General features: G+C 56.3%; 16 protein-coding genes. 10 read left to right on the top strand and 6 right to left on the bottom strand.

All coding sequences use genetic code 11. The features are described from left to right. The first annotated feature begins 24 nt into the window (after positions 1-24). Genes Mal65_RS12920 through Mal65_RS12910 form a run of 3 tightly spaced genes read left to right on the top strand, consistent with a single transcriptional unit; the run spans position 25 to position 5283 of the window. A complete protein-coding gene (locus Mal65_RS12920) occupies positions 25-3507 on the top strand; it encodes a non-ribosomal peptide synthetase (RefSeq protein ID WP_145298179.1) in 3483 nt (1160 codons plus the stop codon). A 1-nt stretch (position 3508) separates the two neighbouring features. Further along, the gene (locus Mal65_RS12915) at positions 3509-4336 is read left to right on the top strand and encodes an alpha/beta fold hydrolase (RefSeq protein ID WP_145298177.1); all 828 of its coding nucleotides are present in this window, start codon (positions 3509-3511) and stop codon (positions 4334-4336) included. Continuing rightward, entirely contained in the window at positions 4333-5283 is a 951-nt protein-coding gene (locus Mal65_RS12910; RefSeq protein ID WP_165701241.1) for an alpha/beta fold hydrolase, read from the top strand. Before Mal65_RS12915 ends, Mal65_RS12910 begins: the two co-directional genes overlap by 4 nt. Positions 5284-5456: 173 nt before the next feature. Here the strand turns inward: Mal65_RS12910 and Mal65_RS12905 are convergent, their stop codons facing one another. Together Mal65_RS12905 and Mal65_RS26485 are read right to left on the bottom strand one after the other, a co-directional pair. Continuing rightward, positions 5457-7034, bottom strand: coding sequence for an arylsulfatase (locus Mal65_RS12905; protein ID WP_390621963.1), 1578 nt, complete (start codon positions 7032-7034; stop codon positions 5457-5459). 443 nt (positions 7035-7477) lie between these two features. Then, complete coding sequence (locus tag Mal65_RS26485) at positions 7478-7987, bottom strand: TIGR03067 domain-containing protein (protein ID WP_165701240.1); 510 nt, start codon at positions 7985-7987, stop codon at positions 7478-7480. A 524-nt stretch (positions 7988-8511) separates the two neighbouring features. On the opposite strand from Mal65_RS26485, the gene Mal65_RS12895 reads away from it, so the two are divergent. The 5 genes from Mal65_RS12895 to Mal65_RS12875 are packed head-to-tail and all read left to right on the top strand — an operon-like array spanning position 8512 to position 10478. After that, entirely contained in the window at positions 8512-8946 is a 435-nt protein-coding gene (locus tag Mal65_RS12895) for a CsbD family protein (protein WP_145298166.1), read from the top strand. 22 nt (positions 8947-8968) lie between these two features. Then, positions 8969-9385, top strand: a complete 417-nt coding sequence (locus Mal65_RS12890; RefSeq protein WP_145298163.1) for a hypothetical protein — start codon at positions 8969-8971, stop codon at positions 9383-9385. A gap of 10 nt (positions 9386-9395) precedes the next feature. Continuing rightward, positions 9396-9656 (top strand): hypothetical protein, encoded by a 261-nt coding sequence (locus Mal65_RS12885; protein ID WP_145298160.1) that lies wholly within the window; start codon positions 9396-9398, stop codon positions 9654-9656. Between the two features lie 4 nt (positions 9657-9660). Continuing rightward, positions 9661-10224, top strand: a complete 564-nt coding sequence (locus Mal65_RS12880) for a phage holin family protein (protein WP_145298158.1) — start codon at positions 9661-9663, stop codon at positions 10222-10224. A 2-nt stretch (positions 10225-10226) separates the two neighbouring features. After that, a complete protein-coding gene (locus Mal65_RS12875; RefSeq protein ID WP_145298155.1) occupies positions 10227-10478 on the top strand; it encodes a hypothetical protein in 252 nt (83 codons plus the stop codon). A 237-nt stretch (positions 10479-10715) separates the two neighbouring features. Here Mal65_RS12875 and Mal65_RS12870 read toward each other — a convergent pair whose 3' ends face one another. The 3 genes from Mal65_RS12870 to Mal65_RS12860 all read right to left on the bottom strand — a co-directional run bounded on the left by Mal65_RS12870 (position 10716) and on the right by Mal65_RS12860 (position 14490). Further along, positions 10716-12194 (bottom strand): sigma-54-dependent transcriptional regulator, encoded by a 1479-nt coding sequence (locus Mal65_RS12870; RefSeq protein WP_145298152.1) that lies wholly within the window; start codon positions 12192-12194, stop codon positions 10716-10718. Positions 12195-12706: 512 nt separating this feature from the next. Then, the gene (locus tag Mal65_RS12865) at positions 12707-12934 is read right to left on the bottom strand and encodes a hypothetical protein (protein WP_145298149.1); all 228 of its coding nucleotides are present in this window, start codon (positions 12932-12934) and stop codon (positions 12707-12709) included. A gap of 176 nt (positions 12935-13110) precedes the next feature. Beyond that, the gene (locus Mal65_RS12860; RefSeq protein WP_145298146.1) at positions 13111-14490 is read right to left on the bottom strand and encodes a deoxyribodipyrimidine photo-lyase; all 1380 of its coding nucleotides are present in this window, start codon (positions 14488-14490) and stop codon (positions 13111-13113) included. Between the two features lie 525 nt (positions 14491-15015). Between Mal65_RS12860 and Mal65_RS26480 the strand changes: the two genes are divergently transcribed. Next, positions 15016-15360, top strand: coding sequence for an Hpt domain-containing protein (locus Mal65_RS26480; RefSeq protein ID WP_165701239.1), 345 nt, complete (start codon positions 15016-15018; stop codon positions 15358-15360). Between the two features lie 68 nt (positions 15361-15428). Here the strand turns inward: Mal65_RS26480 and Mal65_RS12850 are convergent, their stop codons facing one another. After that, positions 15429-18857, bottom strand: a complete 3429-nt coding sequence (locus Mal65_RS12850) for a PAS domain-containing hybrid sensor histidine kinase/response regulator (protein WP_145298140.1) — start codon at positions 18855-18857, stop codon at positions 15429-15431. 824 nt (positions 18858-19681) lie between these two features. Between Mal65_RS12850 and Mal65_RS12845 the strand changes: the two genes are divergently transcribed. Beyond that, entirely contained in the window at positions 19682-24580 is a 4899-nt protein-coding gene (locus Mal65_RS12845; RefSeq protein ID WP_145298137.1) for a chemotaxis protein CheB, read from the top strand. The last annotated feature ends 40 nt before the right edge of the window (positions 24581-24620 follow it).

Raw genomic sequence — 24620 nt, 5'->3', positions numbered from 1 at the left:
CAACCATTTCCTTCGACTGAATCCATGGACACGTTTCCGTCTTCAAGCCAGACCACGTTCTCCGGCGTCACGTCCCATGGCACCGTTCCCGTCGTCGTCCAGTCCCGGGCGACCGACGATCGGTTCCCGTGCAGCGAAGCGCAATTGGAAATCTGGTTGGCCAGCCAACAAAGCGACGAAGCCAATTGTGCCTACAACGAAATCAGCTCGCTGACGTTTCATGGTGCTTTGAATGTTGATGCGCTTAGGTCCGCAATCAATCGAGTCATGGCAAGGCACGCGTCCTTGCGATGCGACTTCGCCGATAACGGAAAAGACGTACGCATCCATGATTCCATAGCGCCGTCGATTCGCTTTTTGGACTGGTCGACGTCGCCTAATGAACAGCGTGAAGAACTCGCACACCATTTGATCCGTGACGAAGGTACCGAACCGTTTGACTTGACGTCAGCACCGTTGATCCGATTCGCGTTGCAGAAGTTTTCAAACGATCATCACAAGCTGACCTTCACCACACATCACTTGGTCATGGACGGTTGGTCTCTGTCCGTTTTCTGCCATGACCTGGGCGCCTACTACGATCAGGAAATCGGTGTTCGACCACGGCAAGACCTGCCACCGACGGACTATCGCGATTTCGCATCCGCGATGAAGGAGTACGAAAACTCCGATCAACGACAAGCGGATGAATCGTTCTGGAAACAGACGTACCAAGGCGGAATCCCCAACCTGGATCTTCCACTGCAAGGCCGCCGTCGAAAGCTGCGAACGTATGCGGCGGCCCGTTACGATCACACCTTACCCCCGCATTTGATCGCAAAGTTAAAGCGAGTCTCGGCGAAATCGGGATGCAGCCTATTTAACGCCATGCTAGCGGGTTTCGGAGCCTTTGTTTCTCGGATCTGCGGAACGAATGATCTGATTCTTGGAATCCCGACCGCAGGTCAGGCTGCCACGGATCTTCCCGAGCTGATCGGTCATTGCGTCAACACGATGCCGCTGCGTATCACAGTGGACGATTCGCTGTCGTTTGCCGAACACTTGACGACGACACGCACGGCGATGCTTGACGCCCTGGACCATCAACGACTGTCGTTCGGGTCCCTGCTCCGCATGCTGGCACCACCGCGTGAGCCCAGTCGTCCGCCCATGGTCAATGTTTCACTCAACGTCGATCCGATGATCGACACCAACCAGATCGGTTTCAACGGTCTGGCGGTCACGCCCGGAATCGAACCGAGGGCGTATGAAAACTTTGACTGGTTCGTCAATGGAGTGATCCTGAATGACGACTCCATCGAAATGCAGGTCCAGTACAACCGCGATCTCTTCACCGCGGATGCAATGCGTTTCTATCTGCAGGGATTCGAAGCATTCTTGGACGCTGCGATCGAATCGCCGTCGCAACCGATCGGGCGATGCCCCGTAATGAGTGTCCCGCAACGACAAGCGGTCATTGCGGATTGGAATGATACATCGCTAGACCTGCCCGACGCCGCGACGCTGCACGAGTTATTCGAGGCCCAGGCGAAACAGTCTGTGGATCGAGACGCAGTTGAGTTCCAAGGACGTCGATTGACCTACGGCGAACAGGAAACGAAATCCAATCAACAAGCCCGTGTCCTTCGCAATCAAGGTGTCCAAACCGGTGATCTTGTCGGCATCTGTGTCGAACGAAGCGAACAAATGCTGGTGCATCTGTACGCGATCATGAAAGCGGGCGCGGCGTACGTTCCGCTGGACCCGGCCTACCCGACCGACCGTTTAGCGTACATGTGCGATCATTCGGGATTGACGATGATTGTCACTCAATCGCACCTGATCGACCGCGTTGCGCAGTTCAACAAACCAATGGTTGCGTTTGATCAGATGACGCGGCAAATTGCCGAACAGCGCCCGGAGCCATTGGGCATCGCCGGCGCTCCGGATGACCTGTGCTATGTCATCTACACCTCGGGATCGACCGGAAAGCCGAAGGGCGTGCAGGTTCCTCATGGTGCGGTCGTCAACTTCCTAATGTCGATGCAACAGGAACCCGGGTTCACGCCGGATGACGTTTTGCTGGCGGTGACCACGCTGTCGTTTGATATTTCAGTTTTGGAGCTATTCCTGCCAACGGTCACCGGCGGAAAGGTGGTGATCTTGGACAGTGTTTCGGCCGCCGATGGAAACGCGTTGTCGGACGCAATCGATCGACACGCAATCACGGTGCTGCAGGCGACTCCATCAACTTGGCGTCTGTTGATCCAGTCCCGATGGTCATCGCTCAAGGCTCTGGACCGTCAGGCTGAAACAGTTGGCCAAAGCGATATGCCCCAAACCCTGAAAGCCTTGTGCGGTGGTGAACCCATGCCGGGCGAGATCGTCGGCCCGTTGCTGAAGGACTGTGACGAACTTTGGAACATGTATGGGCCCACCGAAACCACCGTATGGTCCGCCGCCTACAAGATCACTGATGGAACTGCTCCGATTCTGATCGGCAAGCCGATCGGGAACACTCAAATCTATCTATTGGATTCACAAGGTCGCGAAACGCCGCCGGGTTGCGAAGGCGAACTTCATGTCGGCGGGGCGGGGGTCACCCGTGGCTATCGAAATCGCGACGATCTGACCGACGAAAAGTTCATCGAAAACCGGTATCGAAACCCTTTCGCCGACTACGTCAGCGATCGACTGTACCGGACTGGCGACATTGCGAAACTGCGTTTCGATGGACAGTTGGAATTTGTCCGTCGCAATGACAAACAAGTGAAGATTCGCGGGTTTCGAATCGAGCTGGGTGAAATCGAGACGCATTTGAAGTCGCATCCCTTGGTCGTCCAGAATGCAGTGATCGTTCGTGAAGACAAACCGGGTGACAAACGATTGGTCGCCTACATCGTTGCCTCGGACCGCCAATCGATCGATACGAGTCGGTTGCGCAAACACTTGCGTCAGTTCGTTCCGCCCTACATGGTGCCACAGCACTTTGTCAGCCTTCCGCACATGCCGCTGACCAACAATGGCAAAGTGGATCACAAGTCATTGCCCAAGCCGGACGAATCCAACGACGTACGTGCCGCCCATGACGATCGGGCAACCGAACACAGTCAGTCAGAATCGTATCTGATGTCACTTTGCACGCGGATGCTTGAGCATACCGACGTGGCGTTGGACGACATCTTCTTCGATGTCGGTGGTCATTCACTGCTGGTGATGCAAATCATCGCGTCCGTGGAACGTGAGAAGGGATTCAAGTTCAGTCCCCAAGATTTCCTGGTCAACACCTTGGGGCAGTTGGCGTCCAAGTTGGAAGCTGCGACACAACCACAGATGGTAGAACGTGCGGCGAAGCAACCTGACGTCCAACCCGACGAAGAGGAGAAGCAACTGCCTGCGGAGCAGGACATCGAAATCACACGGTCGAGACGCCCGTTCGCGTTACGTTTTCTGTCAAGATGGAAAGCCGCGGTGCCAACGCCAGATCGTACGGAGGATGCCGCAGAAGTGAAGGGATTCTGGGACTGATATGAAAGTTGAATTCTTCGGAAACCGCAAAACGCAACTTCTTGGGGTCACCCACCGGCCATCCCACACCGATTCGACGTCGCGAGCCATCGTTTTCGTTCCGCCGATCGGACATGAATACATCCGGACACATTGGGCAATGAAGTTGTTGGCAAAGCAACTGACACGCAAATCCATGCATGTGCTGCGGTTCGATCTTCGCGGCCACGGCGATTCTTTTGGCAATCCCAGCGAAGTGCGTTCACTGGACGCTTGGCGAAACGACATCAATAACGCCATCGATCACTGCAAAGAACGCAGCGGTTGTGACTCGGTGGCTTTGTTGGGGCTGCGCGCCGGTGCTGGCTTGATCACCGATGTCGCGACCACCCGAGACGACGTCCACTCGATCATCGCATGGGAACCCGTTTTGCATGGCCGCCGATATCTGACAGAACTTCGCCGGGTACATTCAACCATGTTGGATCTATGGTTCGAGAAAACGCAAACGGTCGATGATTCTGAATATGAGGAGATCATCGCATGGAAGTACCAAAGATCGCTAGTTGAGGAGATGGCTCAGTGGCGGCCACCGTTTGAATCACTGACACTTCCTCATTTGGTCGTCGAATCGCAATCGAATCCGAATCCTGCTTTCACGCCGACCAATTCGATGCGTAAAACGGTCCCGGTCGCAGAGGAATACTCTTGGAATCGGCTGTGCGATTTGGAAACCGCATGGTTGCGTCCCCATTCCACCCGCACGCTGGTCAATCAGATTCAAAACCTGTTCGAGCGGTTGGAGCAAAAAGGCATGCTGACGCCGAAACGGGATTTATGCCTGACATGAATGAAACCATTTGCAGCTTCGGAAACAACGATGACCTAGTGGGTGTGATCACACGACCGCACGAAGCATCGCATTGGGCTCCGAGCGACTTGTCGGAATCGATCGCGACGCAAGACGGATTCGAAAGCGAAACCATCTTGGGAACCAAGTCCCTTGGGCAACAAACGCGCCGGCGGCCGGACAACCCGTCGCGACCACCGATGGCGTTGATTCTGAACGCCGGTGTGGTGCATCGCAGTGGTCCCTTTCGTCTGCACGTCGATCTAGCTCGTGCGTTGGCGACCGCAGGCTATGAGTGCATGCGGATCGATCTGTCAGGTCTGGGCGATAGCGCCGTTCGGCTGGATTCGAAACCGGGCGAAAACAGGGCCTTGTTGGATGCGAAGGATGCAATGACGCGCATGGCAGACGTCTCGGGGTGCGATCGCTTTGTGGTGATCGGACTGTGCAGCGGCGCGTACAACGGACACAAGGTCGCAAGCCAGGAAGACCGTGTCGTCGGAGCCGTCTTTTTGGATGGTTTGGCTTTTCCGACGCGGAAGCATCTGCGACGCCGACGTTGGCAAAAGGCGTTGCGTTTCCGGTTTTGGAGAAATGCGATCAAACGTCGCTTGATTCCCCACGCGATGCAACGAGTTTCCGCAGACGTGCCCGGTGCCGAAGAATTTTTCGAAGCCAGCGAGTCAGCCGCCGTCGTTTCACAGCAGATCCAGCAGATGTTGGATCGCCACGCGAGCCTGTTGTACATCTACACCGAAGGCTACGGGGAACTGTCCGACGTCGATCAGTTCGATGAAATGTTTGGCTTGGTTCCCGACCAGAGGTCTTTGCAAGTCGAATACTATCGCAACTTTGAGCACACGTATCGACTGTGGAACCACCGCGAAATTGTCGTTGACCGTATTGTCCGTTGGTATGCGGATCGCTTCCCGATCGCACGCCGGTAAACCTTCGGGTGTCCAACACTGACGAAACGACATTTCGCTGCAACAGTCAAGCCGCGAGTCAATCGTTGGTGATTCGCAACAGAAAATCGCGGCGGGCCCCGAAGGGAACCGCCGCGGCGAGATTCAATCGTTTGCGTCAACGGCGACGTGTGCCGTCGGTTGCCGGCGGAATTCTAGTTCCGCGGATAGTCCAGCTTCTCAAGCTTGTCCAAGACTTCCTTGGCCTTCAGCGACTGGTAGTTGATACCCGCTGCATTCAAACTTGATCCGGCTTGGAACGGGTATTCGGGAATCGTATCCAAGAACTTCTGGATAAAGTTCTGCGCCGGCACGAAGGTCCACATGTTGTCGCCGTACCAACGGAAGTATCCGAGTTCGCCTTCCTTCCACATCTTTTCGTACGGATCCGCTTTCAGGTTGATGATCAGTGGCCAACCGGGAACCGTTCGGATACCGGTTGCGATGTTCCCCGTCACGATGGCAAAGTGGATTTTCCAGTTTTGGACACGAATCGCGTTCAATTCGCCGCCCTGACCAAAGTAGTAGATCTCTTTACGCGGTCCTTCGTCGGCTTCGCCCTTGAAGTACGGCATGAAGTTGTAACCGTCCGGGTGGATCTTGAAGGTCTTGCCGTTGGCCATGTAGCCGCTCTTTAACTTGTCGACCACGTTCGGTTCGCCGGCGGCAGCCAACAAAGTCGGCATCCAGTCTTCTTGGCTGATGATGTCGTTGTAGACCGTGCCGGGCTTGATCGTTCCGGGCCAGCGAACCAACAGCGGAACGCGGAATCCGCCTTCCCAAGTGGTTCCCTTTTCACCGTGAAACGGCGTGATACCACCGTCCGGCCATGAGAAGGTTTCGGCACCATTGTCGGTGCTGTAGATCACGATCGTGTTGTCGGCGATGCCCAGATCATCAATCTGCTTCAACACTTTTCCGACATAATCGTCGTGTTCCACCATTCCATCAGGATACAGTCCAATGCCCGTGCGACCTTGCGATTCCTTTTTCAGGTGAGTCCACACGTGCATCCGGGTGGAGTTGTACCAAAGGAAGACCGGCTTTTCGGCTTTCACGCCGCGCTGCAAGAAATCCATCGCTTTGGTGTGGACTTCTTCGTCGATCGTTTCCATCCGTTTCCGCGTCAGTGGTCCGGTGTCTTCGACCTTGCCGTCGGCGAACGAGTGGATCACGCCGCGTGGGCCGTACTTCTTTCGAAATTCCGGATCTTTTGGATAGTAGTACGTCTCGGGTTCTTCTTCGGCGTTCAAGTGATACAGGTTGCCGTAGAATTCATCGAAGCCATGATTGGTCGGCAAGTGCTTGTCTTGATCGCCCAAGTGGTTTTTACCGAATTGCCCCGTCGTGTAACCCTGTTCTTTCAACAAGTCGGCGATGGTCGGCGTCCAGTCCGGGATACCGTGATCGCTGCCGGGCATTCCGATCGTCAACAAGCCGGTACGAAACGGATGCTGGCCCAAGATGAAAGACGCACGTCCCGCCGTGCAGCTTTGTTGTGCGTAGGAATCGGTGAACATCGCACCCTGTTTCGCCAGGCTGTCAATGTTGGGCGTGCGATAGCCCATGATCCCGTGGTTGTACGCACTGATATTGTGCACCCCGATGTCATCACCCCAGATGACGACGATGTTCGGTTTTTGATCCTCGGCGCTGCAAACACCAGGAACAAAGTTTGCCGCCGATAGCAATATCGCGGCCCATGCAAAAAGTCGATTCATGCCGTGTCTCATGAAGAAGAAAAAGCAGATTGCGAAAATCCGTTCCGCGGATCAACGCCCTCGATACGGTCGGGGCGACGCGGAAAGGATTATTCAACCGGCCACCCGATCGTTCAATCGCTCGCAGAACCATTTGCGGGCATTTCAGCAAATCGGATCGTCGACCTCATCGAGAATTCACTTTCTAGCTGAATCTTGCGGTCAGTGATCTCCCGACAACCCCTTTGGTTCCTCCTGCATCTGCACAACCCTCGACAATCGTTTGCAGTCACTCTGGTGAGCCGAACAGGTTGGTCCCACTCGGTTCGATCGCCCTTCGTTTGGCAAAGATAGGCAACGTTTGGCGAAGACAGGCAACGTGAAAGCCGGCCATCACCGCATCGGCGCAACGAAAATACCCGATGCGATTCGCGGTCGCATCGGGCCAGTTCGAAAGTTTTGTCTTCAAGGGTGGATTAGTTAGACAATTCGTCGGCATCATCGACCGACGGAGTCAATCCACGTTGCGATTCGTCACGACGCAGCTTGAAATACATCACTTTGCTGCCGGTAGGCGATTGGAATTGGGTGGGCCGATCGTTGCCCGGCAGTGCATAGGCCAACGACCAACGATCATCGCCGTTCATTTTCACGATACCCAATGCGATCGATCGCTCTTGCCCCTTCATGTCGGTGACCATGTTGATCTGCATCGGCTGTGCGGATGCATCAATCGAATACTTGGCCCGATACAGTTCGTTCTTATCCGCATCGTAGGTCACAATCGCATCTTTATCGACGACGATTGTCGCCCCTTCCTTTTCTTGCTCGGTCATCGGGCGTCCCATCGTGACGCCTTCCTTGATCTCCCAGACTCCAGACAAGGTTTTCGACCAATCTTTCGTCGGTTCTTTGGCGGCCAGTGGCGTGAACGCGGTCAATGTCAGGCCGGCGGCAATCACGCCGATTTCCAATATGTCTTTCATATTTCCATTCGATCTTGGTTTGGGGGAAGGTTTGGCGTTCGGCAACAGCGCGATCGCGAAGTCTTGAAGAACTTTGTCACGTCGGGTGTTGTCCCCACGACGTCGTGCAGAGCATTTCGGCTCGTGTACGAAGAGCTTGCAATTCGCGGACCGATGCCGAAGACATCGCCTCCGTCGCATCCATCGGTCACGGCGTTGATCGGTTTGCCAACAGGCTGAAGCATGACCCGTCAGCCTCGATGCGTACTTGGTGCCCGACGTCGCCTCCGTCGGCAAATTCGCAGTGTCAAGATTTTGGCCTCCAACCCGGGCCCCACCGAAAGCGGTTTCACTCGGTAAATCGCGGGCGCACTCGTTAATTTTTGCGATCGTCAATCGTTCCGCCCAAGCCCGAATCCAGACCGCCCCATCGACGGTTTGGTACGGCCAATGCATTTCATCCGTCTCGTAACCGGCAATGACGCAGTGACGTGATCGCCGAGATTGAGATGAAATGAGCCTACGAACATTGAAGGATTGAAAAAATGATTAAACGCGAAGAACTGTTGGGTCGCTGGAACGAAGTGAAAGGCGAACTGCGCGAACATTGGGGTCAATTGACCGAAGACGACTTGCAACGCGCCAAAGGCTCGACCGAACAATTGGTCGGCATGGTCCAGCAGAAAACGGGCGCCACGCAGCGTGAAGTCGAAAACTTTCTTGACCGCTTGATGTCCGGCGGATCGGTCTCGCAACAGGTCGGTGACGCTGCCAAACAGTATGGCGAAACCGCTCAGCAAATCGCCGATGACGCCGCCGCCTATCTGCGTGATGGTTACCGACGTGTTTCCGACCAGAGTGTCGACTATTCCGCCAAGGTCGCCGATTCCGTGCGGTCACGTCCGGGTGAAGCTTTGGCGGTGGCATTCGGGCTGGGACTGGCCGCGGGTGCGTTGTTCTTTATGAACAAGCGCCGGTGAAACCGTAAGACGACGACTGATCATGACCAAAACGCTCGCAAACGAAAAACAGGCCGAAGCAATCAAGCGACGGATGAGGGAAATTCGGACCGAATTGCCCTACGACGTCGACAACGCTCGGCACCAAGTCCAGCAGCTTACCGATTGGCGTTACTACGTCCGCAGGTTTCCAGTGCTGACGCTAGCGACGACCGCCGCGGTCGCCTACGCCTTGGTGCCACGGCGGAAAGACGCTTCCCCATCCGGAACGCATCACGTCGCAACCGCACGGAATCACCACGAGCCGTCATCCCAGAGCCCAAACGTTCCCAAGAAAAGCATCTTGGGCGGAATGGCTGGGGCTGTCGGCGCGATCGCGATACGTCAGGCGACCCGTTTTGCTGCCAGCAAACTGGAATCCGCCTTCCTAGGGCGATCGTCCGGGGGCGCTCGAAAGTGATTCAACAACCATGATTGCACCACCAAAGAATAACGGATGGCCGGAGTATTACGACGACCGCCACCGTCAAACGAGCTTGCCGTCGTCAGGACTTGCTGCCGCGTCGCGTCCGTCCGCGGCCCCGATGCGGGGCAATCCATCGGACGTTTCGGGACCCTCCGTCAACCAACGTGTTCGCAACCTAATCGGGCGCCACAGTGTCGCCGCCGTGATCGCGGCGGCAACCCTTGGTGCGACGATGGGCTGGATCGTCAAACGAAAGCTGAAGTGATCCGATGACGAAAACAACACCGATTCGACGCGTCCTACGCGACATCTTGGATTTGTTCGAACTGCAGATCCAACTGTTCAGCGTGGACGCTCAGGCCGCACAGCGAAAAGCGACGAAAGCCGCTGCGTTGTCCATCACCGCATTGGCACTGGGCGGCGCAACCCTGACCGTGTTCATCATGTCACTGGGCTTTGTCCTGCACGAGCTGTCAGGACTTTCCACCGGAGCATCGTTGCTGATCGTGTCCGTGCTGATGTTCGCGATCGTCGGCGGGTTACTGGCACTGGCGGCATCCGCTGTCGGAAAGGTCGGTGAAGCGTTGGGACAATCGCAGTCGGAGATGGCGGAAAACTTCCGCTGGTTGAAAGCCACTTTGGTTGCACCCGATAGCTCGCCGCGCAACGTTTTTCGCGACGAATCGTTCCCGCGACATAAAGAACCGCCCACGGATTTCGATCCGCGGCATCACGACGTCGATCCGTCGTACGTCACCACCACGTCGCCCACACCTGGCGACGCACCATTCCCGGTCGATCCGACCACGACAACGCCATTACACAGGAGATAATCATGGATAACAGCACCACCACCAATCATCCGGAAACGGGATCTAGCCAAGCAGCCGAACAGGCTCGTGAAACCATGCACAAAGCGGCGAACACCGCGGCAACCTACGGTTCACGTGCGGCCGACCACTATGTCAAAGAACCGGCACAGGACTTATTCAGCTTGGCAAAGTCCTACGCCAAGGATCATCCGGACGTAGCCGCCTGCTGGGCGTTCGCGTTTGGGATCGTGGTCGGTTGGAAGATCAAACCCTGATCCGATTTTCAACCTCGGTCAACGTTCGCCGTCATTAAACAAGAGCGTTGACTGCGGAAATTCATTGAGCTGCATGTCATCCATGCGGCTCTTTTTTTTGTGCGACCAACGCCCGGCCGGCATTGAGGTCGGCCTAAGATTTCGAACCATCGATGAGCGTGGTTACGGCTGGCTGCAAGACGATTCAGCCAAAAACAGGAATTGAACCAGTGCGAAACTATTCAATCATGATCTGGTTCAATCGACCGAATCGACTTGAACGTCTGCTTTCAAGGTGATGTTGTACGAATTGATTCGGTCGCGAAGCTTTCCGCGGGTGATGCCCAGAATCTCCGCCGCCTGACTTTGATTCCCATCGGTGTGCCGCAGCACTTCGGCGATGACGAAGCGTTCCATGTACTCCATCGCTTCGCTGTACAGGCTGGTGGATTTTTCCTTCAACAGCCGCGTCACCAAATCGGGCAAAGCACGGCCCGGTTGCTGTGTCGAACCTGTATCGCCGCTGTTTTGATCCGTCGTGGTTGATTGGCCTTCCGGCGAAGCAACGCGACGAATTTCGCTGGGAAACCCTTCGGCGGTGATCACCGGCATGACGGCGTCCAACACCGCGCGACGAATCACGGCACGAAGCTGTCGAACATTCCCCGGCCATTGGTACTGGGTCAACAGATCGACGGCTTCGGGCGAAAGGCCTTCCAAGTCGGGCTTGTTGAACTCCTGCTTGGCTTGAACCAAAAAGAAGTGAATCAGTGCCGGAACGTCGCTCAACCGTTCTCTCAGCGGCGGCAATTCAATCGTCACGCCGTTCAGTCGGTACAACAGGTCTTCGCGGTAGTCACCGTCATCGACCATCTGTTCCAACGGCCGGTTCGTCGCGGCGATGATCCGCACATCGGTCGTCAGTTCTTTGTTGCCGCCGACCCTTTCGAAACGTTGTTCTTGCAGGACTCGCAACACCTTAGCCTGAACCGAAGGCGCCATGTCGCCGATTTCGTCCAGGAACAACGTGCCGCCGTTGCACTGTTCGAACTTACCGATCCGTCGCGATTCTGCGCCGGTGAAGGCGCCTTTTTCGTGGCCGAACAACTCGCTTTCGAGCAAATTGTCGGGCAGCGCCGCACAGTTAACCGCCAAGAAGGTTTCGTCGCTGCGATGGCTGTACTGATACAGGGCACGTGCAACCAATTCCTTGCCCGTACCGCTCTCGCCGCGGACCAGGATCGGAACATTTTGCTTACTAACTTTGCCGATCGACTTGAAAACGCTCAGCATGGCCGGAGATCGACCGATGAAAAGTTCACCGTTTGATTGCTCATCGCTCTCGTCGGCCGAAATCGCCACCGGCACACTACTGATCTGACGCTGTTCGATTGCACGTTCGACCAGATCACGCAGCGGTTCGGCGCTCAGCGGTTTGGCGATGTAGTCGAACGCACCCAACTGCATCGCTTCGATGGCGGTGCCGCTGGCCGCTTCGATCGTCATGAAGATCACCGGGATCCGGCGATCGTGTTCACGGATTTCGCAATAGACGGCCAAACCGTTCTGATCGGGCAGCTGAATATCCAGCAAAACCGCGTCGAAATCACCATTCCGCAACTGTTTCAATCCCGCTTCGGCACTGGACGCGGTGGTCACATCGGCGATCGGCGCCAGGCATCGTTCGGCGAAAGTCAAGATGGTGCGATCGTCATCGATCACCAACAGATTGGGCATAGGTTTGCACCACTTCGATTGTGGGGCCGACTGAGTGTCAGTGGAGGCGAGTCCGGAGGTCATAGAGCTTTGCGTCACAAGAGAATACTGGTTGTCTGGACCGTTTGTCGATCAGCATGACTGACAGGAGTCCAATCGACGGACGCAAGTGCCGTGCCAGCGTCGGACAAAGACGCGGGGTGAGTGCCCAGAATGGGCAGAAAGGAATCATTTGTTCAGTCCGAAGCCCGGACCTGGTCGATCATCCCGCAAGGTGGATGTTTCGCGAGATTCAACGTCGGGCTTCAGGTTTTGCTGTTTGCATGGCCGGGTGCTTGTCGGGCCAGCAGTTTTGCATTCGGCAGCGATCGCCGTGATTGGCGCCAGCGATCCGCAAATTGGGAATGCTCCGCTGTACCGAAATCATCCGAATCCGCCCACGTGACCGACCAAGGGAGATTTGGTCGGCCGATGCATCCCAGTACAGCAGACCGCCGGAGGGAACGCCCCAGCCAAATCGTCGCCGCTGGGGTTCAGCGGGTGCTGGGGGTGGCGTCGCCGGTCGCCAGATCGCCGACCTGGGCGCCGTCCGGCGTGTTGGCCACGGTAGCAGCCCGCTTGGTTTGCCGTTGAATCTCCGGTGCATTGGGTTGTTTTGTACAGCCGCATGGGGGTTCCGTTTTGCGATTCAAATCGGCAACGCCGACGACCGGAAACGTGATTCCATGGTTGGTCTGGACCATCAGTTCGTTGGCAAGCATTTTCGTATTCTCCAGGATCGGTTTTTTGATGAATGAGATCGGTTAGGGACGCGTCGGTTTTTCAAATTGAGACCAAAGCGAAGCCATCGTGATACGACGGGCCGCATTACCCACGATGAGGTGCGGTTTCGCGGCATTCGTGATGAAAATGCAACCACCGTGCCAGTGTGCCGGAATTATGCCGTCGATGCCGCGAAACGTTCTGCGATCGCCCGCACGTAAGCATCGGTGTCGATCTTTCGGTCCAGCCCGCTGGTCGTCATCGTCCGCACTTTTCCGAACACGTCTCGTTCGCCGAAGGCGCGATCGTGATTGCCGAAGACCCATGCGACGTTGGCAAACGAATTAGGATCATTTCCGTCGTAGAAGTACTTGTTGTTCAAATCCAGAGTGACGCGATACGCGTGTTGAATGGTGTTCGTCCAAGCCAAAATTCGCTTGCCCCAGTACATCCGCAAATGGTTGTGCAGGTATCCGCGACAACGCATCTCCGTCATCGCGGCATTCCAAACCGGATCGCCTGTCTGGCCGTTTTCAAGTTCCGACGCGGTGTAGTGTTCCGGTCGCGCGTCGGATTCGTGTTTTTGCAGCGTTTTGCGGGCCCAATCGGGCAAACAGTCCAAACCGTCATAATCGGAATCGTAGTGGACGAAGTTGATCGCCAGTTCACGCCGGACTAGCAATTCCTCGATGAATTCCGCCGTGCTTTCTTGGTTCCCGCCGGCCTGTCTGACTTCCAGAGCCACCTTCAGCGGGCTGATTTGTCCGAAGTGCAAATAGGGGCTCAGCATGGAACAATGCGGCCGGACCACCGAGATGTCATCACGATATTCGTCCAACGAATCTTTCAAGAAAGCATTCAATCGCGACCTGGCTTGCGATGTCCCGCCGTCGAACTCGTCACACTTGGCGACCGTGTGATCCAAGTCCAGCGATTGCACACAGGTGTCCAGATCATCCAGATCGATCCCGTTGATCGACAGACCATCAGCCGCGTTGTCGATCGGTGTGGTCGCCAATTCGCCTAACGTTTGCTCGGCCGCTTCTTGCAACTGTGAACGAATCGTTCGTGCCGCGTACTCACGATCGTCTGACGCCATTTCAACCGGGACGATCACATTCGATTCGATCTGCCAAACCGGCCGGTCGGCTTCGCGCCGGAGCCTGTCCACCCATTGGCGGTCATGACGCAGGTATCCCCGGTCGCAAACGACTTCACAGGCATCGCCCGCCAAATCCGTCGCCACGTCGATCGGACTCTCCTTGCGGACGACCATTGCAATGTTTCGTCGTTGCAGGGCGCCGGCGGTTTCGTGCAAGCCTTCCAGCTGGAAACGCATCTGTCGCTCGGTCCGTACCGACGGGTCGTCACCGATGCCGACGGCCACCAACAGCGGCTTTCCCAGATCGTTCGCGCGGCGGACGGCAAATTCCAAAGCGTGGTTTTGTTCGCTGCGTTGGCTGTGCCGCATCCAGTACAGCACATACTTGCCGTCGACGGGGTCGTGGTCGTTCAGACGTCGGGTTCGCGATTCAGGGATCAGTCGGCTGGTCATGAAGCAGGCTGCGTGGCAATGAACGAATGAATGAATGTAGCGGTGTCGTGCCGGCTTGTTTGAATCTGCTTCGTGGCGCCGGCGTCGCCGTGAACTGAGTCGCACACCGCGAAAAACCGCGAGATGGTTCGGCGGACGCTTCCTCCGGTCGCAAAGACCGCGCCGATGATGGTCCGGCTGGCCGCCCAACTTGTTCACCCGTTTGTGCGGGCTACGTTTGTACGCCAAAGCCTGACCGGCCACCGTCCAGATCGGTGCATTTGCGGACACCCAAGCTCGCGATACGGACTCAATCTCGCGGAAAGCGTTCGTTCGAATCGGAACCGACGCTATGGCATGAAAATTGCTTCTGAGGATTCCTTTGGTAGCCAATTCAGGTGGCCCATCGCGCAATGCCGTGGCGATCGCCTAGGACGGCGACGTCCCGCCAAGTCCCTGGACTTTGCCGAACCCCACCGGCCGTTTAGGTTGCCATCCCCAACGATCGACGAAGAAGAACTTTTCATCACCATGCAGGGTTTCAGGTTGAACGAGACGCAACGAAAACGATTTTCCGACGCACTGGTTCGAGTCGGCGATGACGAAGAAATCTTGTGTGAACTTGCTGCGATCGCCTACGAAGACGGTCAGCCGTTGTTGCAGCAGTTGGATCAGGCGATTTCACACCAGGACATGGAACAGGCGTCACGCAGCGGGCATTCACTGAAGGGAACTCTGAGCGGATTCGAGACCGGGCATCCGACGACACTGTTGCAACCAATCATCGATGCGGCACGACGCGACGATCCGAACGAAGCAAGCGTGCTGTTCACCAAGGCAAAGCCGCAACTGCATTCGCTGTTGAAAGAGATTCACGGCATCTCCGGCTGAACAACTTGCCTAACCCGGCGACGCTGGCGAATCACCGCTTGTTGCCAATATCGGTCAGGCCGGCCCCATCACACGGGCCGAGTCAATCGAGCGACCAGCCGCAATAAATGCTGGGCATTGATCGGTTTGGCTAGATAGTCGTTGCATCCGCATTCCAAGCACCGCTTCATGTCACCCTGCATGGCATCTGCGGTCAGTGCCACGATCGGGCCTGCGAATCCCATTTCGCGGAGTCGCACTGCCGCTTGATAACCGTCCAAGTTGGGCATTTGCATGTCCAACAGAATGACGTCGAACGGCGTTCCCTGATCGATCGATTCGATGACTTTGTCCAGCGCCACCTGTCCGTCTTCGGCCTCGGTCACCGTCGCTCCCGCATCGACCAAGATTCGTCGGCTTAGAAACCGGATGTCGCGCCGGTCATCGGTCACTAAGATGTGGCAATCCAGCGACACCGGGGCCGAATCATCCTCCGACGGCGGAACGTCCACCAGCGGTCCGGGCTGAACCATATCCACGTCTGTCAAATCGCCCGGATCGATCCGCACGGTGAAAGTGCTGCCGTGTTCCACTTCGCTGTGGACGACAATGTTTCCGCCCAGCGATTCGGCCAAGCGACGACTGATCGCCAGCCCCAAACCGGTGCCACCGAAACGACGTGTGACCGACGCATCACCCTGCGAAAACGGCTGAAACAGCTTTCCCAATTGTTCCTTTGCGATGCCGATCCCAGAATCATGGACTTCGAAACGCAAGGCATCGTCGCCGCCTTGTTGTTCATGCGCCACGACCAAACGGACGTCGCCGGTTCGCGTGAACTTGATCGCGTTGCCAACCAAGTTGATCAAGATTTGCCGCAACCGTTTCGGATCGCTGTAAATCTGTTGTGGGATGCGACCGGCATAGTCGACCTGCAGTGACAAACCTTTCTCCGCCGCACGAACTTCCATGATGCTGCGAACGTCTTCGACGACTCGTGCGGGATCAAAGACCTCCTGCTGGACTTCGAACTTGTTGGCTTCGATTTTGGACAGATCCAAAATGTCGTTGATCAAGTCCAACAGATAATTGCCGTTGCGACGGATCGTTTGGATGTAGTCCGACGTTTCATCGTCGCTGACATTTTCCGCGACCAAGTCGGCGTACCCCAAAATCGCCGTCATGGGTGTTCGAATTTCGTGCGACATGTTTGCCAGGAACGCACTCTTGGCTTGGTTGGCTGATTCGGCCTCGATCCGCGCCGCACGCAACTCGGATTCGTATCGCCGCTGGTCGGTGATATCCAGCATCGTCCCGATGATCTGAACGGGTCGCTGGCCCGACCGATCATCGTCGCCGCAAATCGTGCGGGTCTGCAACCGGACCATGCGGACTTCACCGTCGTAACAGACGACACGATGTTCGATCGACGACGTGTGATCCTCCGCTCGCAAAATCTCGCTCTGGAAATGATCATGAATCATGTCCAGATCTTCGGGATGAACCCAATCGGGAATCGCCCCCAACGGCCCATCAAAGTTTGCATCCGGCGGGTACTTCAACAACGATTTCAGTTCATCGGAAAAATACTGCATGTTCGATTCGACGTCGGCGTGCAGCGTGCCAAATCCGGCCAATCGCGACGCGTCTCGCAAACGCTGTTCGTTCAGCTTGATCGACCTTTCGTTGCGACGTTGCTGGGTGACGTCGCGACCGTGGGCGATGACAAACATGATCTCGCCGTCTTCGTTTCGCGCCGGAACGTACCAGATGTCGACGATCTTTCGGCTGCCGTCGGGGCCCCGGTAACTCAGGTCGCGATGAAAACTGTGTCCGTCCAAGACCGCGCTAAAGTTGTCTCGCAAGAACCGGCGGCTCTTGGACATCCCTTTCCACCACGGCGTTTCCCAAAACAGGTGGCCGATCATGTCATCGCGTTTCAAGCCCCACGGCTGCAACGCCGTATGGTTCACTTCCGACAGCGTGCCGTCCAAGTTCAACACACCGATGAACGCCGGGCTTTGGTCAAACAAAGCACTCCATTTCGCGTTGGCCGCTCGGATCGCTTTTTCGACCAGATAGCGATCCGAAATGTCGACGCCGGACGCAACAATGTTGATCAAGTTTCCGCTTTCATCGGACACCGGCATCAATTGAAAATCAATCATCATGCGGGTGTCTCCCGCCATCCGAACCATCGCGTCATAGCGAACGGCTTCGCCGGATTGGACACGCCGGATGTCTTGTTCCAATCGCTCGGCCACCGACGGGTCGTAGTTCCACCAGTAACAGTCCCAAAACTTTTTGCCGATCACGTCATCGCGGCTCACGCCACCGGCGGTGATGGCCGGCTGGTTGGCTTCGGTCAGCGTCCCGTCCAAATCCAACACGCCGACAAATCCGACGACGTGATCGATCACCCGTCGAAGATGTTTTTCGCGGTCCAACAGTTCGGCGGTTTGCTGACGTTGCTGGGTGACGTCGCGTGACACCGCCACGTATCGTGTCACGTTCTGGTCGCTGTCGTAAACCGGTGACACGACCACATCCCACCAACGCATGGTTCCTTTGGCCGTGGGACGTTGTGCTTGGAAACGGGCCACCCCTTCTTTTTCAGCTAGTCGGATGCTGTGCTGCACCAAACTGCGCGTCGCATCCGGCCACAATGTCCACCAGTATTCGCCCCGCAGCGGCACGAAATCATCCAGCTCCATGTGTTGCAAACCGGCCCGGTTGATCTGCAGCAACCGTCCCTGGGTGTCCAGCACCTTGATCCCGTCCGGACTGGTTTCCAGAACGGCTTGATTGAATCGATCCAGATTGCTGACCCATTTCAGCAACGATGCGTCGGTGGGACTGGCTCCCAAACAGGATTTCAGCAACCGCGCCAACTCCATCGCCACACTGGTCGGATGATTCGGGCGAAAGGGGTCGTCGTCGCCCTGCCCTGCCGGCGTGTTCGGTGCATCACATCGTGGGCACGTCAGACGCACCGCCCAGCCGCCGACCTTGCGAATCGCGTCCAAGCCTTCGCCGATCGATGCGTCCGATCCGTAATCCATCGAACCCCGTTCGACTTCCCCTGAACGCAACACGATTCCCGCCGCCGACGGTCCGGCAACCGCGGCGACCGAAGCAAGAAAGGTTCCCCAAAGCCCGTCGGTCACGCCGTCCGTTTCGATCCATTCGACACGACCGACCTGCCGCATTCGGGGAACCCGACCCGCAGGACAGAACGCCACCTGCCCTGGTCCAATGTTGCGTGTCGTATCCAACGAGATCGCGTCGTTGCCGATCAACCGCTGCGTCGCCTCGAATGCCGACGACGTATCGCCGCCATCGGTTCGGTACACCACCAAACGCATCGCCGACCGGTGGTCGATTTCTTCCAGCAGCGAAAGCAACCACTGATCCGCCGCCGCATCGCCGGGACATCCGATGGTGACCAGCAACGAAGCGATCTCCGGCGCCGGATTCCAGCCCGATGGTGACGTATCGTCGGTCATGAAATTTGCCACAGGCGAAACGATCCAACCAAACACGGTGTGCCCGAAATCGGACTGCCAGGATTCTTAACGATTGGGCTGCGATTACAAGCGGTTCACAGTCACCAGGATGACGCCTCGACTTGCCCGACACCATCGATCGCCGAACCATCACGCACCAACCTGGCCGATTGTCGGCCAATCCCGTTTGGCGACTTTGGTCGTTCACCGACCACCGCATTTGCTGATGCCCGCGGATGACGGGTTTCCAGACGTTGCAATCGATCGGGCAAAACCCGCTACGATTTTGGCACACCGATTTCTAAGCGGTGATTGTCGGCTTCGACCCCGCTGTACGTTTGCGCCAGTACCGGCCCAGCGCGGTTCCCCGTCTGAAGTCCACCGAATCACACGCGGTTGTGTTCCAACAAGAAAGATGACATTGAACATCCGAGGCCCACTGATCATGACGCTTTGATCGCGATCCGACACCATGAAACTGAATCCTCGATCGTGCAGCCCCGTTTGTGAATCAGGCTGCCGAACTTAACCTTGGACACAGGACCCACGATCGACGGCGCACGACAATCCGAAGCAACCCAAACAGCGCATCATTGCACGGGCTTGGCAAAGCAGTCATTTCACGCCTGCGGCAACAAACATTTCACGCCTGCGGCAACAAACATTTCACGCCTGCGGCAACAAACATTTCACGCCTGCGGCGACCAATTCACACCCACAAGCGATCCATTCAAGCTCGATTCATTCCGCAACGACCCGTTGAACCGATCAATTGGCCAAGGACTGCCGTCGACGGCGTTTTTTGGACGGCACCTCGCCCACGACCACCCAATCCTGTGACCGAAGCAGCATCCAACCCATCATCGTCCGAGACTTCCGGCGGGTCCGGTTCCATCCAACATCACGTCGTCGGGGTCGGCGCGTCCGCTGGCGGATTGGAAGCTTTGGAGACTCTGTTCCGCAACATGCCGTTGGACACCGGCATGTCATTCGTGGTGATCCAGCACTTGTCGCCGGAATTCAAAAGCCACATGGACCAGTTGCTGCAACGCGTCACCGACATTCCGGTGGAAGTGGTTGATGACGGCGTGGACGTCCGGCCGAATAAAATCTATCTGATTCCGCCCAAGATGGAAATGATCGTCAGCGGCGGAAAGCTGTTGCTGACCGAACGCAGTCGTGAAAAGGTTCTGTCCCATCCGATCGATCAGTTCTTTCGATCGTTGTCACAAGACGCCGGGCGGCTAGCCGTCGGCATCATCTTGTCGGGGACCGGCAGCGATGGTTCTCGCGGGATCAGCGAAATTGCTGCCAACGATGGACTGACCGTCGTCCAAGACCCGGCGACTTGTAAGTTCGACGCGATGCCGTTGAACGCCCAAGAAACCGGTCACGTTCACTTGGTGCTTTCGCCTGAATCCATCGGCGACATGCTGATCAAGTATTCCTCAGGGGATTTCTCGCCCGGCCAATTGCGCGACGAAGCCGACGAACCGCTCGACGAAAAAGGTATCTCACGCGTCTTTCAACTGCTGCAGCAAAATCACGGCATTGATTTTTCCCACTACAAATCCGGAACGGTCGGCCGCAGAGTCCAGCGTCGTATCGAACTGTTGCACCTGGACAACGTCGAACATTACGTCCAATACATCGATTCGCATCCGTCGGAGGTCAATGACCTTTACAAAGACCTGTTGATCGGTGTGACGCGATTCTTCCGCGACATCGAAGCCTACGAGGTCTTGGAGAACGTTGTCATCCCCGAATTGTTGGCCAAGTGTGGCGATCAACTTCGCGTTTGGGTTTGTGGATGCGCGACCGGCGAAGAAGCCTATTCATTGGCGATGCTGATCCAAGAAGCGTTGGATCGTGGTGGCCGTGACGTCGACTTTAAGATCTTTGCAACCGACGCACACCGACAATCGCTTCAGTTCGCTGCCGCGGGTGTGTACGACGAACCTCGGATGAAGGACGTTTCGCCCAAGCGACGCAAACGGTTCTTTCACGAACGTCGTGACGGGTTCTTCGTCAACAATGATCTGCGTCGACGTGTGGTGTTCGCACCGCACAACATCATCAACGATCCGCCGTTCACCCAGATGGATTTGGTGACCTGTCGCAACCTTTTGATCTACTTACAAAACCCGGCACAGCGAAAAACGCTGTCGCTGTTTCACTTTGCCCTTCGGCCCGGCGGCGTCTTGTTCCTCGGTCCCAGTGAAACCGCCGGCGAAATCAGCGATGAATTCGAATTCATCGACGTTCATTGGAAGATCTTTCGCAAACGTCGTGACATCCGTTTGCCCATCGACACGCGGATGACGATGCTTGGTGATCTGCCGCTGCGCAGCGCGGGTATCACGCGGACGTCCGGCACGGCATCTCCGCCGCCCCGCCGCAATACGGAAATGCTTTCCGAAGCGTATGACATTCTGTTGGGCGAACTGATGCAGCCCAGCGTTCTGGTCGATGCCCAGTGCCGGATCCTGCACATCTTTGCCGGTGCCGATCCATTCCTGCGGCTGCCCAGCGGACGCCCGTCGATGAATCTGATGGAGATGGTTTATCCGGAAGCAAAGAACAGTATCGCTGCGGCCGTCCAGCATGCTTTGAAAGACGGCCAAACCGTTAAGTACAGCGGTTTGCGACACCCCGATCCGGACGGCGATTCTCAAGTCCGATTGGTCGTCCGTCCGATCAAGCTGCCCGTTCAACGCGACCTGTGTCTGTTGGTTCAATTCGAGACCACCGAAAAACTGGCCATCAATCGATCCGACGACGAAGGTTTCAACGAAGTCGTCGCAAGTGAACTGGCGGCATCGCGGATCGAATCACTCGAACGCGAACTGGATTACACCCGCCAAAACCTTCAGGCCACCATCGAAGAACTGGAAACGTCCAACGAGGAACTGCAAGCGACCAATGAAGAAATGGTCGCTGCCAATGAGGAACTGCAAAGCACCAACGAAGAACTGCACAGCGTCAACGAGGAATTGTTCACCGTCAACGCCGAACACCAAGCCCGTGTGGCCGAATTGGACGAAGCCAATGCGGACATGAACAACTTGTTGGCCAACACCCGCGTCGGCGTGCTGTTCTTGGACAATCATTTTCACATCCGTCGCTTCACCCCCGAAGTCGGCCGCTTGTTGTTCATGGAAGAACACGACATCGGACGCAGCATCGACGGATTCATCAATCGCATCGACGATCCGAAGTTCGTCGACCACCTGGACGAGATCCGACAATCCGGCCAGGAACGCGAATGGGAAATTCGCGTCGGCGGTGCAGCCTATCTGGCGCGTGCGCTGCCTTACTGGCGCAACCATGAATGCGACGGCGTCATTGTTTCCTTCATCAATATCGAAACGCTTCGACAAACCGAACAGGAAGTCATCCAGTTCAAATTCATGGTCGACGGCAGCGTCGATGGGCAATTGTTGATCGATAAAAATGCCAACGTTTCCTACGCCAATCGGCAAGCCTGCAAACTGCTGGGATGTCCGCCCGACAGCGTCGACGACTTGTCCGTCTTGCGATTCGAAGTTGCACAGAGCCAACACGATTTCTTTCGCCGATTCGACGACGTGCATCGCAGCGGTGGCGAAACGGTGGAGTCCGTTTTCCGGCGCATCGACGACGCCACCGAATTTCCTGTGGAAATTTCTTACACGCCGGTCACGTTGCGAAACCAGCCGTTCGTGATGGCTTCGGTCCGTGACATCACCGTACGACAACAGCGGCAACGTGAAATGCAGTTGCTGTCCAAAGCCGTCGGGTCGGCCGCCAATGGGATCATCGTCACCGACGTTAACCTGCCCGACAATCCGATCACCTTCGTCAACGAAGGCTTTTGCAAGATGACGGGGTACAGCGAAGAAGAAGTGCTGGGCCGCAACTGTCGTTTCCTGCAAGGTCCGGAAACCGACAAAACAGCCATCGCCGAGATTCGTAAAGGCGTCCACGATGGCAAAGCGGTTCGCGCGCTGCTGGAAAACTATCGCAAGGACGGGTCGAAGTTCTGGAACGACCTGTACATCACCCCGGTCGAAAACGAACGAGGCGAAGTCACCCACTTTGTCGGTATCCAGAACAATGTGACCGACAGCATCGCGGCCGCGGAAATCGCTCGCATCAACGAACGCACCATTCGGTCGCTGTTGGATTCGACCGCCGAAGGCATCTTTGGCATCAATTCCGGCGGCAACTGTACGTTCTGTAACAACGCGGCCGCTCGCATGCTGGGATACAAATCCGGCGATGAACTGGTGGGTCGCGACATGCACTCGGTCGTCCAGCCGCACGATGCCCACAACGTGCCGATGCAAAGAGACGATTCGGCGATCATCCGATCGATCAAAACCGGCCAACCGTTCCACAGCGAAAATGACGCGTTCTGTACTCGTGACGCCGGATGTTTTCCTGTCGAGTTTTGGTGTCACCCGATCTCGCAAGATGACGAAGTCGTGGGATCGGTGGTGACCTTTGTCGACATCACCGAACGCTTGGTTTCCGAGCAAAACTTGAAACAGGCTCGCGACGAAGCCACCGCCGCGAACGAAGCAAAGAGTCGTTTCCTGGCCAACATGAGCCATGAACTGCGAACCCCTTTGGCCGCCATGTTGGGATTCACTTCGATCCTGCAGGAAGAAACCGACGACGAATCGGGAGCCCAAGAAAAACTGGCCACCATTCAACGCAACGGCGAATACCTGCTGCGGTTGTTGGGCGACGTTTTGGATCTGTCACGCATCGAAGCCGATAAGTTTCAGACGGCCAAAGCGATCGTTTCGTTGGACGAATTGCTGGGCGATATCAACACCACGATGCAAATGCGGACCGATGAATACGAAACCGAATTGCATTTCCATCTGAAGAATCCTTTGCCCCAAACGATCACGACCGATTCGGCTCGTTTGCGTCAAATCTTGATCAACCTGATCGCCAACGGGCTGAAGTTCAGCCCCAAAGGCCGCGTGGATGTTTTCGTCCGCGAAGAATGCCGCGCGTACCAAGGCAAGAAGGTTGAATTTCTGTCCTTCACCGTTCAGGACAACGGCATTGGAATCTCAGCGGAAAAACTGAAAACCCTGTTCGAGCCATTCGTCCAAGCCGACAAAAGCATTTCTGAACGTTTCGGCGGCACCGGCCTGGGCCTCAGCATCACCAAGCGATTGGTCAACGCACTTGGCGGTGAGATGTCAGTCGAAAGTGAGCCGGGCCACGGAAGCACATTCAGCTTCGAAATCCCAGTCGCCCCGGTGGGCGAACGACGTGAACTGTCTTTGGATGCCGAAGATGAACACAACGACGATGCCACCGCCAATCGTGACAAGTCGGCAACGCAGGTCATCCCGCTGAATGCGAGAGTTTTGATCGCTGACGATATGCGAGACGTTCGATTTGTGGCCAAACACTTCCTGGCCAAAGCCAAATGCAAAGTGGACGTCGCCGAAAATGGCCGCCAAGCGGTCGACATGATCGTTCAGGCCGCCGAATCGGGTGACCCGTTCCAGCTTTGTCTGATGGACATGCACATGCCGGAACTTGACGGCGCCGGCGCGGTGAAGGAATTGCGTGAACGAGGCATTGAACTGCCCGTCATCGCGCTGACCGCCGACGCGATGAAGGGCACCCGTCGACGGCTGATCGGCATCGGATTTGACGAATACCTGACCAAACCCCTGAACGTCCGCAAGCTGATGCGGATCGCCGACCAACTGCTCAATAGCTGATCCGATCGAATCTTCCTTGGGGGTTCGAGCACTGCGCTTC

Origin of the sequence: Crateriforma conspicua, assembly GCF_007752935.1 — a bacterium.
In the GTDB taxonomy this organism is placed as follows: Bacteria; Planctomycetota; Planctomycetia; order Pirellulales; family Pirellulaceae; genus Crateriforma; species Crateriforma conspicua.
The sequence above is the reverse complement of the archived record's forward strand: the minus strand, read 5'-3'. Positions and strand labels throughout refer to the sequence as shown.

Excerpts from the sequence above, each read along its gene's own strand:
- Mal65_RS12920 (WP_145298179.1), top strand. The coding sequence starts at position 25 with ATGGACACGTTTCCGTCTTCAAGCCAGACCACGTTCTCCGGCGTCACG.
- Mal65_RS12915 (WP_145298177.1), top strand. The coding sequence starts at position 3,509 with ATGAAAGTTGAATTCTTCGGAAACCGCAAAACGCAACTTCTTGGGGTC.
- Mal65_RS12910 (WP_165701241.1), top strand. The coding sequence starts at position 4,333 with ATGAATGAAACCATTTGCAGCTTCGGAAACAACGATGACCTAGTGGGT.
- Mal65_RS12905 (WP_390621963.1), bottom strand. The coding sequence starts at position 7,034 with ATGAGACACGGCATGAATCGACTTTTTGCATGGGCCGCGATATTGCTA.
- Mal65_RS26485 (WP_165701240.1), bottom strand. The coding sequence starts at position 7,987 with ATGAAAGACATATTGGAAATCGGCGTGATTGCCGCCGGCCTGACATTG.
- Mal65_RS12895 (WP_145298166.1), top strand. The coding sequence starts at position 8,512 with ATGATTAAACGCGAAGAACTGTTGGGTCGCTGGAACGAAGTGAAAGGC.
- Mal65_RS12890 (WP_145298163.1), top strand. The coding sequence starts at position 8,969 with ATGACCAAAACGCTCGCAAACGAAAAACAGGCCGAAGCAATCAAGCGA.
- Mal65_RS12885 (WP_145298160.1), top strand. The coding sequence starts at position 9,396 with ATGATTGCACCACCAAAGAATAACGGATGGCCGGAGTATTACGACGAC.
- Mal65_RS12880 (WP_145298158.1), top strand. The coding sequence starts at position 9,661 with ATGACGAAAACAACACCGATTCGACGCGTCCTACGCGACATCTTGGAT.
- Mal65_RS12875 (WP_145298155.1), top strand. The coding sequence starts at position 10,227 with ATGGATAACAGCACCACCACCAATCATCCGGAAACGGGATCTAGCCAA.
- Mal65_RS12870 (WP_145298152.1), bottom strand. The coding sequence starts at position 12,194 with ATGCCCAATCTGTTGGTGATCGATGACGATCGCACCATCTTGACTTTC.
- Mal65_RS12865 (WP_145298149.1), bottom strand. The coding sequence starts at position 12,934 with ATGCTTGCCAACGAACTGATGGTCCAGACCAACCATGGAATCACGTTT.
- Mal65_RS12860 (WP_145298146.1), bottom strand. The coding sequence starts at position 14,490 with ATGACCAGCCGACTGATCCCTGAATCGCGAACCCGACGTCTGAACGAC.